This window comes from Thiobacillus sp. (genome assembly GCF_024708915.1).
In genome coordinates this window covers 36900-54111 of record NZ_JANJXQ010000003.1, presented here as the reverse complement: position 1 = coordinate 54111, position 17212 = coordinate 36900, and the positions used below count along the sequence as shown (strand labels likewise).

At 67.1% G+C, this 17212-nt stretch carries 18 protein-coding genes; all 18 read right to left on the bottom strand.

Going from position 1 to position 17212, the window contains the following annotated elements:
- Nucleotides 1-21: 21 nt before the first annotated feature.
- A complete protein-coding gene (ligA, locus tag Q0L94_RS00400; protein WP_296749013.1) occupies nucleotides 22-2097 on the bottom strand; it encodes an NAD-dependent DNA ligase LigA in 2076 nt (691 codons plus the stop codon).
- Entirely contained in the window at nucleotides 2097-3254 is a 1158-nt protein-coding gene (locus Q0L94_RS00395) for a cell division protein ZipA C-terminal FtsZ-binding domain-containing protein (RefSeq protein ID WP_296749011.1), read from the bottom strand. The genes ligA and Q0L94_RS00395 overlap by 1 nt, the downstream gene beginning before the upstream one ends.
- Nucleotides 3247-3591, bottom strand: a complete 345-nt coding sequence (gene ftsB, locus Q0L94_RS00390; RefSeq protein ID WP_296749009.1) for a cell division protein FtsB — start codon at nucleotides 3589-3591, stop codon at nucleotides 3247-3249. The genes Q0L94_RS00395 and ftsB overlap by 8 nt, the downstream gene beginning before the upstream one ends.
- Nucleotides 3569-4852 (bottom strand): phosphopyruvate hydratase, encoded by a 1284-nt coding sequence (gene eno / locus Q0L94_RS00385; RefSeq protein WP_296749007.1) that lies wholly within the window; start codon nucleotides 4850-4852, stop codon nucleotides 3569-3571. Before eno ends, ftsB begins: the two co-directional genes overlap by 23 nt.
- Nucleotides 4853-4938: 86 nt before the next feature.
- On the bottom strand, nucleotides 4939-5781 hold the full coding sequence (kdsA, locus tag Q0L94_RS00380) for a 3-deoxy-8-phosphooctulonate synthase (protein WP_296749006.1): 843 nt from the start codon (nucleotides 5779-5781) through the stop codon (nucleotides 4939-4941).
- Nucleotides 5778-7418, bottom strand: a complete 1641-nt coding sequence (locus Q0L94_RS00375) for a CTP synthase (protein WP_296749004.1) — start codon at nucleotides 7416-7418, stop codon at nucleotides 5778-5780. Before Q0L94_RS00375 ends, kdsA begins: the two co-directional genes overlap by 4 nt.
- Before the next feature lie 111 nt (nucleotides 7419-7529).
- Nucleotides 7530-8810, bottom strand: a complete 1281-nt coding sequence (gene ccmI, locus Q0L94_RS00370) for a c-type cytochrome biogenesis protein CcmI (RefSeq protein WP_296749002.1) — start codon at nucleotides 8808-8810, stop codon at nucleotides 7530-7532.
- Nucleotides 8807-9274, bottom strand: coding sequence for a cytochrome c-type biogenesis protein (locus Q0L94_RS00365; protein ID WP_296749000.1), 468 nt, complete (start codon nucleotides 9272-9274; stop codon nucleotides 8807-8809). The genes ccmI and Q0L94_RS00365 overlap by 4 nt, the downstream gene beginning before the upstream one ends.
- Entirely contained in the window at nucleotides 9271-9792 is a 522-nt protein-coding gene (locus Q0L94_RS00360) for a DsbE family thiol:disulfide interchange protein (RefSeq protein WP_296748999.1), read from the bottom strand. Before Q0L94_RS00360 ends, Q0L94_RS00365 begins: the two co-directional genes overlap by 4 nt.
- 3 nt (nucleotides 9793-9795) lie before the next feature.
- Nucleotides 9796-11775, bottom strand: a complete 1980-nt coding sequence (locus tag Q0L94_RS00355) for a heme lyase CcmF/NrfE family subunit (RefSeq protein WP_296748997.1) — start codon at nucleotides 11773-11775, stop codon at nucleotides 9796-9798.
- A gap of 73 nt (nucleotides 11776-11848) precedes the next feature.
- Complete coding sequence (ccmE, locus tag Q0L94_RS00350) at nucleotides 11849-12295, bottom strand: cytochrome c maturation protein CcmE (RefSeq protein WP_296749073.1); 447 nt, start codon at nucleotides 12293-12295, stop codon at nucleotides 11849-11851.
- Nucleotides 12296-12320: 25 nt separating this feature from the next.
- Nucleotides 12321-12494, bottom strand: a complete 174-nt coding sequence (gene ccmD / locus Q0L94_RS00345; RefSeq protein ID WP_296748995.1) for a heme exporter protein CcmD — start codon at nucleotides 12492-12494, stop codon at nucleotides 12321-12323.
- A complete protein-coding gene (locus Q0L94_RS00340; protein WP_296748993.1) occupies nucleotides 12491-13225 on the bottom strand; it encodes a heme ABC transporter permease in 735 nt (244 codons plus the stop codon). The genes ccmD and Q0L94_RS00340 overlap by 4 nt, the downstream gene beginning before the upstream one ends.
- Before the next feature lie 3 nt (nucleotides 13226-13228).
- Nucleotides 13229-13897 carry a heme exporter protein CcmB gene (gene ccmB, locus Q0L94_RS00335; protein WP_296748992.1) on the bottom strand — a complete coding sequence of 223 codons (669 nt, stop codon included), beginning with the start codon at nucleotides 13895-13897 and terminating at the stop codon, nucleotides 13229-13231.
- Nucleotides 13898-13955: 58 nt separating this feature from the next.
- Nucleotides 13956-14573 (bottom strand): cytochrome c biogenesis heme-transporting ATPase CcmA, encoded by a 618-nt coding sequence (gene ccmA, locus Q0L94_RS00330; protein WP_296748990.1) that lies wholly within the window; start codon nucleotides 14571-14573, stop codon nucleotides 13956-13958.
- A gap of 135 nt (nucleotides 14574-14708) precedes the next feature.
- A complete protein-coding gene (locus Q0L94_RS00325) occupies nucleotides 14709-15461 on the bottom strand; it encodes a type II secretion system protein N (protein ID WP_296748988.1) in 753 nt (250 codons plus the stop codon).
- A 23-nt stretch (nucleotides 15462-15484) separates the two neighbouring features.
- The gene (gene gspM, locus Q0L94_RS00320; protein WP_296748986.1) at nucleotides 15485-15970 is read right to left on the bottom strand and encodes a type II secretion system protein GspM; all 486 of its coding nucleotides are present in this window, start codon (nucleotides 15968-15970) and stop codon (nucleotides 15485-15487) included.
- Nucleotides 15967-17208, bottom strand: a complete 1242-nt coding sequence (gene gspL, locus Q0L94_RS00315; protein WP_296748984.1) for a type II secretion system protein GspL — start codon at nucleotides 17206-17208, stop codon at nucleotides 15967-15969. The genes gspM and gspL overlap by 4 nt, the downstream gene beginning before the upstream one ends.
- Between the last annotated feature and the right edge of the window lie 4 nt (nucleotides 17209-17212).

The following is a 17212-nucleotide window of genomic DNA, read 5'->3' as shown; positions in this document are numbered from 1 at the left end:
TCTTCCCTACATTCCTCTTGTTCAGAAATCAAATTGCTGTTGTGTTCTGTTGTCGGGTTCCAGCAAGGCCAGCAGCGCCGCCTCGTCGAGGATTGTCACCCCGAGTTCCTGCGCCTTCGCCAGCTTGCTGCCCGCGTCCTCGCCCGCCACCACGTAGTCGGTCTTCTTCGACACCGAGCCCGCCACTTTGCCGCCCGCGGCTTCGATGCGTTCCTTGGCAACCTCGCGCGTCAGCGTCGGCAAGGTGCCGGTCAGCACCAGTGTCTTGCCCGCAAGGATACCAGCCGATTGTTGCACCCCCGCGGATTCCGGCCAGTGCACACCCGCGGCGCGCAGTCGCCCCACCACGTCGAGGTTGTGCGGTTCGGCGAAGAACTGGACGATGGATTGGGCCACAATGGGGCCCACCTCCCGCACCGTCATCAGGTCTTCGGCCGTTGCCGCGACCAGTCTGTCGAGTTCGCCGAAGTGCCGTGCCAGATCCTTGGCAGTGGCCTCTCCTACATTGCGGATCCCCAATGCAAAAATAAAGCGCGCCAGCGTGGTGGACTTGCTGGCTTCTATCGCTGCAAGCAGGTTGGCCGCGGACCTTTCCGCCATGCGATCAAGTCTGGACAGCGTTTCCGCATCAAGACGATACACATCCGCGGGTGTGCGCACCAGCCCACGGTCAACCAGTTGCTCGATCAGTTTGTCGCCCAGGCCCTCGATGTCCATCGCGCGGCGTGATGCGAAATGCAGCAAGGCCTGCTTGCGCTGCGCCGGGCAATACAAGCCGCCGGTGCAGCGCGCAGCGGCCTCGCCCTCCAGGCGCACGACATGCGAGCCGCACTCGGGACAGACCGGATGGCTTTGCAGGATATCGAAGCGCGGCGGCGCCGGCTGCGGCCGCCGATCCAGCACCACGGCGACGACTTCCGGAATGACGTCGCCGGCACGCCGCACGATGACCGTATCACCCACGCGCACGTCCTTGCGGTCGATCTCGTCCTGGTTGTGCAGCGTGGCGTTGGTCACCGTCACGCCACCCACGAACACCGGGACGAGCCGCGCGACGGGCGTCAGTGCGCCGGTGCGGCCGACCTGCACCTCGATCGCCTCGACCACAGTGAGCTCCTCCTGCGCCGGATATTTGTGCGCCACCGCCCAGCGCGGCTCGCGCGTAACGAAGCCCAGGTCGCGCTGCAGATCGAGACGGTTCACCTTGTACACCACACCGTCGATATCGAAAGGCAACTGGTCGCGGCGTGCCGCAATCTCGGCATGGAAGGCGACCAGCTCATCCGCGCCGCGGCAAACCCGGCGCTCGGCACATACCGGCACGCCCAGCTTCACCAGGGCGTCGAGCGTGGCGCTGTGCGTCGCCGGCGCATCGCGCCAGCCCTGCACCTCGCCCAGGCCGTAGGCAAAAAAGGACAGCGGGCGCTGCGCGGCAATCGCCGGATCAAGCTGGCGGATGCTGCCGGCCGCGCCGTTGCGCGGGTTCACCAGGGTAGGCTTGCTCGCCTCGCGCTGCTTCGCGTTGTAGCGCTCGAAATCGTCGCGCCGCATGTAAACCTCGCCGCGGACCTCGAGCACCGCCGGGGGGGTGTCGGTATGCAGGCGCAGCGGAATGGCGCGCACGGTGCGCACGTTCTGGCTGACTGCCTCGCCGGTCTCGCCGTCCCCGCGGGTGGCCGCGGCGACCAGCACGCCCTGCTCGTAGCGCAGGTTGATGGCGAGCCCATCGAACTTCAGCTCGGCATGGTATTCAACCGGCGCGTCATCGCTGGCAAGTCCCAGTTCCTTGCGCACCCGCGCGTCGAACGCGCGCGCGCCCGCCGCGGTCGTGTCCGTCTCGGTGCGGATCGACAGCATCGGCACTGCATGGCGCACCTTGGGAAATTCGTCGAGCGGCTGACCGCCGACGCGACAGGTCGGTGAATCGGGCGTGGCGAGTTCGGGGTATTCGGCTTCCAGCGCTTGCAGTTCGCGGAACAGGCGGTCGTATTCCGCGTCCGGAACCGTCGGGGCGTCGAGAACGTAGTAGGCGTAGTTGTGTCGCTCGATCTCCTGGCGCAGCGCCGCAGCGCGCGCCAGGATGTCGGGCGAAGCCATCAGGCGAACAGGCGCAGTGCCCGCCGCGAGCCGGAGGGAACGCCGCGCGCTTCCATGCGTTCATAGATCTGCGCGAGCTGGACGCGGATTTTCTCGATACCCGTGTCGGTCAGCGGACGCAGGTTGTCGTCGACCAGGATGCCGCCGACCTCGTTGGCGAGCTTACGCCCGAACGCAACCATGCTGTCGAACACCTTGAGACCATCGGGCACCCGCGGCACGTCGAACTGCAGCGTCACGCCCTGCGACGCCTGGCCCTCCTGCACGTCGGCCGTGAAAGGCTCGGCGTCGTGGTTGCACAGGGCATACAAGGGTTCGCTACGGCTATCGAGCAACTGGAAAACACCATCGGCGCCGAGCACCATACCATTGGCCGTCGCCTCGGCGATGATGCGTGCCAGGTTGACTGTGCCTTCGCCACGCGCCATGACGTTCAAGCCGATCAGCACGTCGACGTCGACACAAAAACGGTCGATCGCCTGCGCGCGCTCGATCGCCTCGGCGACGTCGTCGCAGGCGATGCGCAGGCCGTGCGCCTGCGCCGTCGCCTGCAGCAACTCACACAGTGAACCCAGCTGTTCGGCCTGCACCGCGCCATTGCGATCGGCCAGCTGCATGGTCACGACCGCCTGCTGGTAATGCACATCGCGCCAGGGCTGTACCTCTTCCCAGTTGCTGGCGCCAACGGGCAGTCCGGACCAGCGCACTGCCTTGCCCAGGACCCGCGACTGGTTGAAGGCGTCGGCGAAGACGTTGGCCAGCGCGCCATCGCAGCCGAGGCGAACACGGTATTCGATGAGCTCGTCGTAGGGTGCGGGCGGCACGTTCGCCGCGGGCGCCGCGGCAGGTGGCACTGGCGTGCGCGGAGCCAGCGTCTCGGGCACCGGTTCCATGTCGATATGCAGCCGCGGCTCGCTGGCCTCGGCCACCTCGGGCACCGCAGCGGCGTCGAACGACGGCTCGCGCAGCGCCGGCTCGACACGTCCCTGGGACTCGCGCGGTGTCACCACCGGCTGTGCCAGCGGATCGACGGAGGGTGCCTGAAAGGCGGCCTCGGCCTGCCTGCGAAAGCGTCGTTCCTGGACCCAGTTGAACAGCACCACTGCCACCACAACGGCGGCCCCGAGCACCAGCAACCAGATTTGCAATTCACTCATGCCTGTTTCCTGACGGAACGGTTGTAGCCGGCACCACGCGGACGAACCATTCGTCCGGGGCCACCATGCCCAGCTCATTGCGTGCGCGTTCCTCGATCGCGTCGCGCCCCTGCTTGAGATCGCCCAGCTCGGCGACGAGCCCGGCGTTGCGGATCTGCAGACGCTGGTTGAGCACCTGCTGCACCTCGATCTGCCGTGCGCCCGTACGCACCTTCAGCCAGCCGCCCTCGCCCAGCCACAGCGGATACTGCAGCAGCACGATGGCGGCGCCCAGCGCCCAGGTCAGGCCCTGGCTGCGTATGCGAGCGATCCAGTCAGCCGCGCTGGCGGAACGCATCGCGTCCGGGGTAGCTCGCCGCCTCGCCGAGTTCTTCCTCGATGCGCAGCAGCTGGTTGTACTTGGCCATGCGGTCGGAACGCGACAGCGAACCGGTCTTGATCTGGCGCGCGTTGGTGGCGACGGCAAGATCGGCAATGGTGGTGTCCTCGGTCTCGCCCGAACGGTGCGAGATCACCGCCGTGTAGCCGGCCTGCTTCGCCATCTCGATCGCCTGGAAGGTTTCCGACAGCGTGCCGATCTGGTTGACCTTGATGAGAATCGAATTGCCGATGCCCTTGTCGATGCCTTCTTTCAGAATCTTGGTGTTGGTGACGAACAGATCGTCGCCGACCAGCTGCACGCGGCGACCCAGCTTGTCTGTCAGGAGCTTCCAGCCTTCCCAGTCGCCCTCGGCCATGCCATCCTCGATACTGATGACCGGGTACTTGTCGCACCACGCGGCGAGATAGTCGGTGAATTTCTCGGCGGTGAGTTTCAGGCCCTCGGATTCAAGATGGTAGAAGCCATCTTTGTAGAACTCGGAGCTGGCGCAGTCGACACCGATGGCGACGTCGATACCGGGCTGCAGGCCCGCCTTCTCGATCGCCTGCACGATGAGCTTCAGCGCTGCCTCGTGCGATTCCAGGTTGGGTGCGAAGCCGCCCTCGTCGCCCACGGTAGTGGTCATGCCAGCGTCGTCGAGCAGCTTCTTCAGCGCGTGAAACACCTCGGCGCCATAGCGCAGCGCCTCGCGGAAACTCGGCGCCCCCACCGGAATCACCATGAATTCCTGCATGTCGATGTTGTTGTTGGCGTGCGCGCCACCGTTGATGATGTTCATCATCGGCACCGGCAGCGCCATCGGCGCAGCACCGCCAAGATAGCGGTAGAGCGGCAGGCCAGCCTGTTCGGCGGCGGCCCGGGCACACGCCATCGACACGGCCAGCAGCGCGTTGGCACCAAGGCGCGACTTGTTCTCGGTGCCGTCGAGCTCGATCATGGTCTTGTCGATGAAGGCCTGATCCTCGACGTCGAGCCCGATGATGGCTTCGCAAATTTCCGTGTTGACGTGCTCGACCGCCTTCAACACGCCCTTGCCCAGGTAGCGCGACTTGTCACCGTCGCGCAGTTCGATCGCCTCGCGGCTGCCGGTCGACGCGCCCGACGGTACCGCCGCGCGCCCCATCACGCCGGATTCCAGCAGCACATCCGCCTCGACCGTGGGATTGCCGCGGGAATCGAGGATTTCCCGGGCGACGACATCAATGATTGCACTCACTTTGTATCCTCAAAATTCAATTTTTGTCCGCGAAGGGTGCGAAGTTCACGACGAATGATCTTCACGTTGCTTCGCCTCGTCGCGGATCAGGTTTTCATCAATCGGTGTTCAATAAAGCCACGCTGTTTCACCAGCGCGTCGATTTCCTTCAACGTTTCCAGGAGTTCCTTCATCATGCCGAGCGGCCACGCGTTGGGGCCGTCGGACAATGCGCATTCAGGGTTGGGGTGCGTCTCGGCGAACACGCCGGCCACGCCCGAAGCCACGGCCGCGCGCGCCAGCACCGGTACGAACTCGCGCTGGCCGCCGCTCGACGTGCCCTGCCCGCCCGGCTGCTGGACAGAATGGGTGGCGTCGAACACCACCGGACACCCCGTGCCGCGCATGATCGCGAGCCCCCGCATGTCGGACACCAGCGTGTTGTAGCCGAAGCTCACGCCACGCTCGCACACCATGATCTGCTCGTTGCCCACCGCGCGCGCCTTGTCGACCACGTTCTGCATGTCCCACGGCGCCAGGAACTGGCCCTTCTTGATGTTGACCGGGCGCCCCTGGCGCGCGACGTTCTGGATGAAGTTGGTCTGGCGGCAGAGGAAGGCCGGCGTCTGCAGCACGTCGACCACCGACGCGACCTCTTCGAGCGGCGTGTCTTCGTGCACGTCGGTCAGCACCGGCACGCCGATCTGTTTTTTGACCTCGGACAGGATGCGCAGTCCCTCGTCCAGCCCGAGTCCGCGGAAGGACTGGGTCGACGAACGGTTGGCCTTGTCGAACGAGGACTTGTAGATGAACGGGATGTTCAGTCCGGCGCACATTTCCTTCAGCGTGCCGGCGGTGTCCATCGCCAGTTGCTCGGACTCGATCACGCAGGGACCGGAGATCAGGAACAGCGGCTGGTCGAGCCCCGCTTCGAAATGACACAGTTTCATTTGCCACGCTCCTGTTGGTGCGCCAGCGCCGCCTGCACGAAGGCGATGAACAGCGGATGGCCGTTGCGCGGGTTGCTGGTGAATTCGGGATGGAACTGGCAGCCGACGAACCAGGGATGGACGTCGCGCGGCAATTCGACCATCTCGCACAGATCGGTGCCCGGCGCACGGCCGGCGACGACCAGTCCCTTCGCTTCCAGATCGGCGAGCAGGGTGTTGTTGACTTCGTAGCGGTGGCGGTGGCGCTCGACGATGCTGGCAGCACCATACACTTCACGCGCCAGGGTGCCGTCCTTGAGCTCGCACGGCTGGCCGCCGAGGCGCATGGTGCCGCCGAGGTCCGACTGCTCGCTGCGCTTTTCCACCTGGCCGCCGCGATCCAGCCATTCGGTGATGAGGCCGATCACCGGATGCGTGGTCGCCGGGTCGAATTCGGTTGATTGCGCATCCGCCATGCCGGCGACGTCGCGCGCGAATTCGACCACCGCGAGCTGCATGCCGAGGCAGATGCCCAGATACGGCACCTTGTTCTCGCGCGCGTAGCGGATGGCAGCGATCTTGCCTTCGACCCCACGCTTGCCGAAGCCGCCGGGCACCAGCACCGCGTCCATGCCCTTCAGGCAGTCGACGCCGCTCTTTTCGATCTGCTCGGAATCGATGTAATGGATCTTCACCCGGCTCCTGGTGTGCATGCCGGCGTGGATCATCGCTTCCGACAGCGACTTGTAGGATTCGGTGAGGTCGACGTACTTGCCGACGAAAGCGATGTCGACGGTGTGCTGCGGGTGCTCCAGCGCGTGCACCAGGTTCTTCCATACAGAGAGGTCGGCTGCGCGCGCCAGGATGTTGAGCTTGTGGCAGACGATCTCGTCGAGCATCTGCTCGTGCAGCATCGCCGGGATCTTGTAGATCGAGTCGGCGTCGAGCACTTCGATCACCGCCTCGGGACGCACGTTGGTGAACAGCGCGATCTTGCGCCGCTCGTCCAGGGGAATCTCGCGGTCGGCGCGGCACAGCAGGATGTCGGGCTGGATGCCGATTTCGCGCAGCTCCTTCACCGAATGCTGGGTCGGCTTGGTCTTCAGCTCGCCGGCCGTAGCGATGTAGGGCAGCAGCGTCAGATGGATGAAGCAGGTGTTCTCGGGGCCGTCCTCGAAGCCCATCTGGCGGATGGCCTCCAGGAAGGGCAGCGATTCGATGTCGCCGACGGTGCCGCCGATCTCGACCAGCGCGACGTCGGCGCCGCTCGCGCCCTCGCGGATCGAGCGCTTGATCTCGTCGGTGATGTGCGGGATCACCTGCACCGTGCCGCCAAGGTAGTCGCCGCGGCGCTCCTTGTCGATCACCGACTTGTAGATCTGGCCGGTGGTGAAGTTGTTGCGCCGGCTCATGCGCGCGCTGGAAAAGCGCTCGTAGTGGCCGAGATCGAGGTCGGTTTCCGCGCCGTCGTCGGTGACGAACACCTCGCCGTGCTGGAACGGACTCATGGTGCCGGGATCGACGTTGATGTACGGATCGAGCTTCAACAGGGTGACACGGATACCGCGCGATTCGAGCAGCGCAGCGAGAGAAGCGGAGGCGATCCCTTTCCCGAGGGAAGAAACCACCCCGCCGGTGACAAACACATACTTCGTCATTTTGTAAGCGGGGGCGGGTGATGGCGGATTCTACTCCATCGCCGGCTACGGCTCAATGACGCGTCGGCCGCCGCGGCCCGGATCCGCGGCCGGGTATGGCTTTGGAGCACGTCAGGGGCGGCGCCGGTCGATCAGGATTTTCACGCCGCTCGCGCCCACCGTCACGTTGGCGGCGGCGCCCTCCAGATCGCCCGGCTGGGCCATCGGGTTGCCGGATCGGGAAAGGCGCGCCACCAGCGTCACCTGCCTGTGTTGCGAAAGGGTATTGCCGGGATTCATCGCCGACCTGTCGTCGAGTTCGAACTCCAGCGGCAGCTGGCCGGCGCTCGCGCGGATCGCGGCAACCGGCGGGCCGCCCGGGTCCGAACGCGCGAAGAGGAAAAGCACGTCCGTCTCCGCGAGGCCGGACTTGAGCGCCGGAGCGACGTCGACGCTGCCGCGGATCGTTGCGCCCGCGGCAATCGGCACCGCCCCGCCGTCGGCGGGAGGCGGACTAGCCGCTCCAGGCACCCCCGGCTGGGCCAGCCGTTCGGCTTCCCTCAGCGCGGCCAGGACGCTCTCGGCAACCGGCGATTCCGGCGGCAGCAAGCCATGCATGCGCTTCAGATACACGCTGGCCCGGGGAAAGTCGCCTTCCTGCAAGGCATTGAAGCCGGCCATTTCCAGGGCCTTGAGGTCTTCGGGATCGATCTCCAGCGCCTGCCGCACCAGTTCCATCGGCCTGCCTGCCAGCACGAACCGGTTGGCGATGGCCAGCGCCTCGGCATAGCCGGACAGCACCGACGCATCCCGCGGCAAGAGGCCGGCCGCCCTTTCGTATGCCTGCAGCGCCTCGGGCCAGCGCTCCGTCGCCGCGTAGGAGCGGGCCAGCATGGACCATGCCTCGCCGTCAGCCGGATTGGCCCGGGTTTTTTCTTCCACTTTGCGGATCAGGTCCATGAAATCATGCCCGTTCGCCGCGCCGGCCATGGCGGAATGGGCCGTAGCGGATTGCGCATCGGCAATGGCAAGCAGGGACGCGGGGTTGCCCAGCCAGTAATAGAGCGCGAAGGCGGCGGCGGGCAACACGGCGCCCAGGGCATACCCCAGCGTGCGGCTGCCGGACGGGGCGGGTTCGGGACGCTCTTCCGCGCCCAGGGCATCGTCGGCCAGGCGGGTTTCCAGTTCCAGCCTGGCGCTTTGGTACTGCGCCTCGGGCAGCAGGCCGCTGGCGCGATCGGCTTCCATTTCCTTCATCTGGTCCCGGTAAACGGCGATATTGACGTCGCGCCGGGCAGCCTTGCCTGCCCCGCCCCGCGCGCGCAACAAGGGGGGCAACACGAAGGCCAGGGCAACGACGATGCAGACGGCGGCGGCAATCCAGAACAGGGACACGGTCCAGAACGGGTTCATTTTTCTTCCAGAAGTTGAGCGGCGGCGGCGCGTTTTGTCTCGTCCAGCGGGGCGGCCTGCATGTCGCGGCGTCGCCGCAGAGTCATGACCCAGGCGCCGCCGCCGATGCCCAGGAACAGCGCGGGGCCCAGCCAGAGCAACCAGGTCACCGGCTTGAACGGCGGACGGTACAGCACGAAATCGCCATAGCGTTCGGTGAGATAGGCGACGACCTCGCGGTCGTCTTTGCCGGCCTTCATCTGCGCGCGAATCTCGCGCCGCAGGTCTTCCGCCAGCGCGGCTTGCGAGCCGGCCAGGGACTCGTTCTGGCAGACCAGGCAGCGCAGGTCTTCCGCCAGATCGACCAGGCGCTGCTCGATGACGGCGTCGTCCGCGTTGGGCTGCGCCGCTTCGTCGGCCTGCGCCGGCAGCGAAACCGTCAGCAGGACGGCCAGCAGGATGGACTCGATGCGGCCCGGTTTCATGCGCCCAGCTCCTTGAGTTTCGGTTCGAACTTGGTCTGCCATACGTCGGGGCCGATCGGGCCGACGTGCTTCAGCCGCACGACGCCCTGCCGGTCGATGATGTAGGTCTCGGGCGTACCGGTGACGCCGTAATCGATACCGACGCGACCGTCGGGATCGTCCGGCACGGCAACATAGGGGCTGCCGGTACGCGCCAGCAACGCCTGCGCTTCGCGATCCGCATCCTTCCAGTTGAGGCCGACGATGGGGATGCGGCCGCTTTGTGCAAGCTGCATCAGGAAGCCGTGCTCCTGGCGGCACGACACGCACCAGGGCGCCCAGATATTGAGCATCCAGACCTTGCCCTTCATGTCGGCCGGGCTGAAGGACGCGCCGGCATTCCCCACCAATGGCAGCGTGAAGGCGGGCGCCGTACGGCCGATGAACGGCGAAGGCACCTCGCGCGGATTGAGAAACAGGCCTTTGGCGAAAAAGCCGACGAGGACAAGGAAAAGGACGAGCGGCAGCCAGCGCTTCATGATTCAGGCTCCCTGCGCCGCGAGATTCTTCGGCACTTCGCTGCGCCGCAGCGCGATGCGGTAGCGCTTGTCGGCGGCCGCCACGAATCCGCCCGCCACCATCAACAGGGCGCCGAACCAGAGCCAGTTGATGAACGGCTTGTAGAACAGGCGCACGGTCCAGGCGCCGTCCGACCCGTCGAGCGGTTCGCCCATGGCGACATAGATGTCGCGGAAGATGTTCGGATGCACCGAGGCCTCGGTCATCCCCATGCCCGACGCGTTGTAGATGCGTTTTTCGGGGTGCAGCGTGGCCACCGGCTTGCCGTCCCGGCTGACCTCCACGGTGCCGCGGGCGGCGCGGTAATTGGGGCCCTCGTGCGCGGCGGCGCCGCGGAAGACGAAGGTGTAGCCGGCGAGTTCGGCCTCGCTTCCCACTTCCATGCGCACGTCGCGCTCAGCCGAGTAGTTGGCGACCACGGCGATGCCGGCGACGCCGACGGCCATGCCGAAGTGCGCCAGCTGCATGCCCCAGAAGCCGCGCGGCAGCGTTGCCAGCTTCTGCAGCAAGCCGCCTTGGCCATGTTTGAGCCGGTCGATGAACGCCACGACCACCGTCAGCGCGATCCAGGCGGCGAGGAAAAAGCCCAGGCTCGCCCAGGCATTGAAACCCTCTAGCGTCAGCGGCAACAACAGGCCGGCGGCGAGCGCCACGCCGAGCGCCCACTTCAGGCGGGTGACCATGTCCGGCAGGCTGGCTTCCTTCCAGCGCGCCAGCGGACCCACGCCCATGAGGAACAGCGCCGGCGCCATCAGCGGCACGAACACCGCGTTGAAATAAGGGGGGCCGACGGAGATCTTGCCCAGTCCCATGGCGTCCATGAACAGCGGATAGAGCGTGCCGAGCAGCACCGAACCCAGCGCCGCGATCAGGATCACGTTGTTGGCGAGCAGCAGCGACTCGCGCGAGAACCAGGTAAAGCCGCCGCCGGTGATCATTTTCGGCGCGCGCCACGCATACAGCACCAGCGAACCGCCGATCACCACGGCAAGAAAACCGAGGATGAAAGCCCCGCGCGCCGGGTCGGTGGCGAAGGCATGCACCGATGACAACACGCCGGAACGCACCAGGAAAGTGCCGAGCAGCGACAGCGCGAACGCGGTCAGCGCCAGCAGCACGGTCCAGGCCTTGAAGGCACCGCGTTTTTCGGTGACGGCGAGCGAGTGCATCAGCGCCGTGCCGGCGATCCACGGCATGAACGAGGCGTTCTCGGTGGGATCCCAGAACCACCAGCCGCCCCAGCCCAGTTCGCGGTAGGCCCACCAGCTGCCGAGCACGATGCCGAGGGTGAGGAAGGCCCACGCCACGGTAGTCCACGGCCGCGACCAGCGCGCCCAGGCGACGTCGAGCTTGCCGGACAGCAGCGCGGCGATGGCGAAGGCGAAGGCCACCGCGAAACCGACGTAGCCCATGTACAGCATCGGCGGGTGGATGATCATGCCCCAGTCCTGCAGCAGCGGATTCATGTCGTTGCCGTCGGGCGCGGCGGGCAGCAGGCGCTCGAAGGGATTGGACGTGGTGAGCAGGAAAACCAGGAAGCCGACCGAGATCAGGCCCATAACGCCGATCACGCGCGCCGCCATGTCTTCCGGCAGGTGGCGCGAGAACACCGACACCGCGGTGCTCCAGAAGGCGAGGATCAGCACCCACAGCAGCAGGGAGCCTTCGTGCGAGCCCCAGGTGGCGGTCAGGCGGTAGACCTCGGGCAACTGCGAGAACGAATTGCGCGCCACGTTCTCGACCGAGAAATCGTTGACCAGAAACGAATAGGCCAGGCAGGCAAAGGCGACCGCGACGAACGCGAACTGGCCCTGCGCGGCAGGCCGCGCCACCGCCATCAGCGCGAAGTTGCCGCGCTGCGCGCCATACAGCGGCAGGATGGCCTGGGTCAACGCCAGCAGCAGCGCGACAATCAGGGCGAAATGACCGAGTTCGGGGATCATGGTGCCTACCTCAAGTTAAACCATGGGGTTCTGCCGCAGCAGAAAACGTTATGCATGAAGCGCCGGGGTGCACTCACTCCGCGACCGTAAGCTGCGCCTTCTGCGCCTGTTCGATGGCACTGGCGGCTTCTGGCGGCATGTAATTCTCGTCGTGCTTGGCCAGCACCTGAGTGGCGCCGAACAGTCCGTCGGCGCCGAGTCTGCCTTCGGCCACCACGCCTTTGCCCTCCTTGAACAGGTCGGGCAGGATGCCGGTATAGGCCACCGGTATCGACTTGGCGGTATCGGTGACGACGAAATGCGTGGTGAGCCCATCCGCCTCGCGCCGGACGCTGCCCGCCTCGACCAGGCCGCCGATGCGGAAAGCGCGGCCGGTCGGCGCCTCCCCATTGGCGACCTGGGTGGGCGAGAAAAAGAACACCAGATTGCTGTTGAAGGCATTGAGCACCAGCGCCACCGCAACCCCAAGGGCGGCGACGACCAGGAAGATCAGGGCGAGTTTTCTGTGACGTGGTTTCATTGCCATGCTGTTTCCAGATGAAAAATCATTGCGAGTCCCATGTTTGCATGCGCTTGAGCCGCCGCCAGACTTGCAGGCGATGGCGGCGCAGCAGCCCGACCTCGCCGACGAGACACAGCAGCGTCATGCCGAACGAGCCCCAGACATAGAGGCCGTAGCCGCCCATGGCCCAGAAGGCCTGCCAGCTTTCCCAGTTCATGGCTGCCCCTCCAGCCGGGCGCGCACCCATTCCGTCTGCCGCTCGCGTTCAAGGGTCAGCGTGCGCGCGCGGGCGAGGGCGACGGCGACGGTGTACATCCAGGCGGCGAGCGCCATGATCAGCATGCCCCAGAGCATAGTCTGCGCCATCGAGGGCGCGCGGGTGAGGCTGACCGAAGAGCCCTGGTGCAGGGTGTTCCACCATTTGACCGAAAAGTAGATGATCGGCACGTTGATGACGCCGACCAGGTTGAGCAGCGCGCCGGCGCGGTCGGCGCGGCGCGGGTCGTCGATCGCGGCCTGCAGGGCCATCACGCCGACATAGAGAAACAGCAGGATCAGTTCCGAAGTGAGACGAGCATCCCACACCCACCAGGCGCCCCACATCGGCTTGCCCCACAACGCGCCGGTCCACAGCGCGACGAAGGTGAACATGGCCCCGGTGGGCGCCAGCGCGCGCGCCATGACGAAGGACTGGCGGGTGTTGAAGGCCAGACCGATGGCCGACCAGAAGGCCATGACGACGTAGATGAACATCGACATCCAGGCCGCCGGCACATGGATGAAAATGATGCGATAGCCTTCGCCCTGCTGGAAGTCGGTCGGCGCAACGAAGAAGCCGAGGTAGAGCCCCGCTATCGCCAGGACGAACGCCGACGCCGCGAACCACGGGATCAGCTTCCCGGCCAGGGGATAAAAAGTCGACGGCGAAGCGTAGTGATATAAATTCAAAAGCTACTCCACAGAAACCCTAAGGGCCATTGCGCTCACCCAGGGAGCCAGCAACAGCGACAACATCAGAAACGCCCCCAGCAGCGAAAGATGCGCTTCCGAGCCGCTGCCGGAGAGCACGCCCTCCACCGCGCCGGCACCGAAAATCAGGGCCGGCACATAAAGCGGCATGATCAGCAGGGTGACCAGCGCGCCGCCGCCGCGCAGGCCCAGCGTTAGCGCGGCGCCGATGCTGCCGAGCAGCGACAGGATCGGCGTGCCGATGGCAAGCGACGCGACCAGAATCCATAGCGCCTCGGCCGGCAGATTGAACTGAACCCCGAGCAGCGGCGCGATCAGCAACAGCGGAACCCCGTTGACGACCCAGTGCGCGATGGCCTTTCCCAGGGTCAGCAGTGCAATGGGACAAGGCGACAGCATCGCTTGTTCCAGGCTGCCGTCGCGATAATCGTCGGCGAACAGCCGGTCCAGCGACAGCAGCGAGGCCAGCAAGGCGGCGACCCACACCACCCCCGGCCCGATGCTGCGCAGCATGCCCGGCTCCGGCCCGATGCCGAGCGGAAACATGCTCACCACGATGACGAAGAAGAATTGCGCGGTCAGCCAGTCGCCGCGCCGCCGCGCCGCCAGCAACACGTCGCGGCGAACGACGGTGAACAGGAATGTCAGCATCGGGGGCCGCCCGCAAGCGGCCATGCCCGTAAAGCCGCCGCAGCGTCAACGATCCTGCTCATGTCCCGACCGAAAGGGTTTTCGGCGTCAGGCCGTCGAGCGCCAGCGGCTGATGCGTCGTCATGACCGCCAGGCCGCCCGCCGCGACGTGATCGCGGATCATCCGCTCCACCAGCGCGACCCCCTCGACGTCGAGTCCGGTCAGGGGCTCGTCGAGAATCCACAACAGCGCGCCGGCCGTCATCAGCCCGGCCAGCGCGACGCGCCGGCGCTGGCCGAAGGACAGCACGCGGGCGGGCAGATCCATGCAACGCGACAGGCCGACCCGCTGCAGCGCAGCTGTCGCCGCCGCGGCATCCAGTGCGCGCCCGTTCAGCGCCGCCGCGATGCGCAGGTTTTCCATTGGGGAGAGGTCGTCCTTGATGCCGTTGGCATGGCCGAGGTAGGCCATCTCGCGGGCATAGCGTTCGCGCGTCCGGCCGATGGCTTCGCCGCGCCAGCGCACCGTGCCGGCGGCAGGCGCAGACAGGCCGCAAAGGATACGCAGCAGGCTGGTCTTGCCGCGGCCGTTGCCCCCGCCCACCAGCAAAGCCTCACCCCTCTCCAGTTCAAAGCCCAGATTCCTGAACAGCAGGCGTTCGCCGCGCTCGCAAACCAGTTCATTGGCAGAAAACATACTTGGGATCATGGCTCGTCAAATGTCACCCGGAGCTTATCGTAAACATACGCCATTGAGCATGGCGATTTCGGGGCGCTGCTGCCGAATGCGCCGCATTGGCGCGGCTTCGTGCCGGAACACACGGGCCATGTCTCAACTCCCGATGCGGATCGCGCGGTCGCCGTCCGGCCGGGCCGGGCCGATCAGGTTCAAAAGCCCGCCCAGTTCCGCCCTGCTGTCCGGTGCGGCACGGGCCGCGCCATTGAAAACCACGCCGCGCTTGCGGTCCCAATTGCCCTGTCCCTGCAGGGTCAGGGGGCCCGACTCGGTCGACAGCGTGAACCTCAAGCCGCGTTCCGCGCCTTCGATATCCGCGCGGTAGCTGCCGAGCCGCGACCGCGCCCGGCCCGAGGCAGCATCCAGCCAGCGCAGCGCGGCTTCGCCCCGGGCTTCCGTCGGGCTGAAGGCCATGCGCTCGGTCGTCAAAACCAGCCGGCCGGCCGGCTGCCACCATTCGAAGTCGGGCGCCAGCTGCGCCAGCCGCGTTGCCGGCATTTCGATCCGGGTTTCAAGCAACTCCACGCTGTTCGCGCCTGCGCGCACCACGCCCTGCGCATGGATGCCCGTGCCGGCCAGCTGCAGCCGATAGCCGAGACGGGCGGCGAACAGGTCGAGCGGCCGCACGCTCCAGCTCACGCGGCCAAGCTGCAGGTCGCCGGACAAACCCGCAGCGCGCACCCGCAGCCCCGCAGCCTGGCCGCGCCACACGCTCCCCGTCGCCTGTTCGAGCGACACCGCCTGCCGGGTGAAGTGCGGCAGCGCCCACGCCAGCAGGCTGGCCGGCGCCCATGCCAGCAGCAGCGCCAGATACACCAGCGCGGCCAGCAGGTAGTGGCGTCGGCGCAAACGGAAGGGCGCGCGATCCGCCGTCATCCGCCCGCCAGCACCGCGTCGACCCGGACCATCCCGGCGACGCCGGCAGCCTCGATTTGCGCCGACTCGACCCGTACCCCATCGCGCGCCTGCAGTTCGCCGAGCCAGCCGATCCACGCGTCGAACGCCACCTGCGGCAGCACGACGCGGACACGGCCCGCATCCTGCGGCACGATGGATTCGATTTGCCCGCGCAGTCCCATCGCCAGCGCGCGCTGCTCGACGGCGGACGCCGGGCTGCCCGTCCCCGGGTTCGCCGCGGGCCGCGCCCTGAGGCGGGCGGCTTCCTGCGCCTCCTGCTGCAGCTGCTGGGCCTGCGCGCGCAACTGCGGCAGCGTCTGCCGCAGTTGCGCCGCCTCGCGCTGCAGCGGCAGCCAGCCGTAGGCGAACCCCAGGGCCAGCACCAGCAGCGCCGCGCCGGCCAGGACCAGGCGCTCGCGCGGCACGCGCGAGCGCCAGAATCGAATCAGCGCATCCATCATGGCCGGCTCCCGGTAACCGCGATACGCGCCATGGATTGCGGCGCCGTGCCGCTGACGCCTTGCAGCTGGCTGCTCAGGCCGGCATCGCTCAGCCGCTTCGACAACTGCTCGGCCGCCGCCCGGTCGGCCACCGGCACGTCGAGACGGAGCTGGCCGGCTTCGTAGTGGATCGCGCGCAGACCGCCGCGGCTGCCGGCGTCGAGCGCAGCGGCCGTCCGCGACAGCAGGGGCAGAAAATCGGTCGGCGACATCTGGCCGGCCGCGCTGCGCAGTTCGGCCAGCTTGCGTTGCATCTGCAGCGGCGCGTCGACGACCACGCGCGCGTCGGGGAAGGCCTCGCGGAAGTGCTTTTCCATCGCCGCCTGGAGGCTTTGCTTTTCGCGGCTCAACAGCCACCACTCGGCCGTCGTCGCCCCGATCTGCAGCACGACGATCAGTCCGGCCAGAATCAGCGGCAGCCGCAAACCGGGCCAGCCGCCGCGCACCGCGCCCGCCGGCGCGAATGCCCCCTGCAGCAGATCGATGCCGCCGCGGATGGCGTCCGGATGCTGCAGCGGCGCCCATTCCGCCCCCAACTCGACCGCCACGCCCAGCACCTGGCTCCAGGCGTCGACGTCGGGCGGCGGCGTGCCTTCGCGCAGGCGCAACAACAGGCGATGCGGCAAGCCTGCCGCCGCACGCGCTTCCGCCGCGCTCAGCACGAGTGCGGCGGGCGGCTGCACGGACGAGCCGCCGTCCAGACTCATGCCCGCATGCTCGCCGCTGCGCAGAAAGCCGCCATGACCATCCCACACCATCACCCAGCCATCGGCCGGCAACGCGGGCAGCAGGGTTTCCGGCCAGGCGCTGCGCGGGCGCAGGCCGGCCCCGTTGAAACGCGCCAGCACCCGCGTCAGCCAGGCCTTGTCGACCACCGCCAGCGCAGTCTGGCCGGCGACCGGCGCAGGGCCGGCGGCCGCATGCACCGTATCGGGTTCCGCCACCAGCCGGTCTTCGACCGCGTAAGCCAGCAACTGCTGCAGTTTCTGCTTGCTGCCGCGCGGCAGACTGGCACGGGTCAGCAGCACGGCGTCTGCCGGCAGCACCAGTTCGCAGGCCTCGCTGCGCGGCAGGTCGGCGAGCGCGGCGAGGCCGGCGCCGAGTTGTTCTCCGCGTGCGCCAAGTCTGCACCAGGGCAGCAGGGCGTCCGGCTCGGCGTCCGGCCAGGAAGAGGGAATATGGATGCGCAGCAGGCTCATGGTC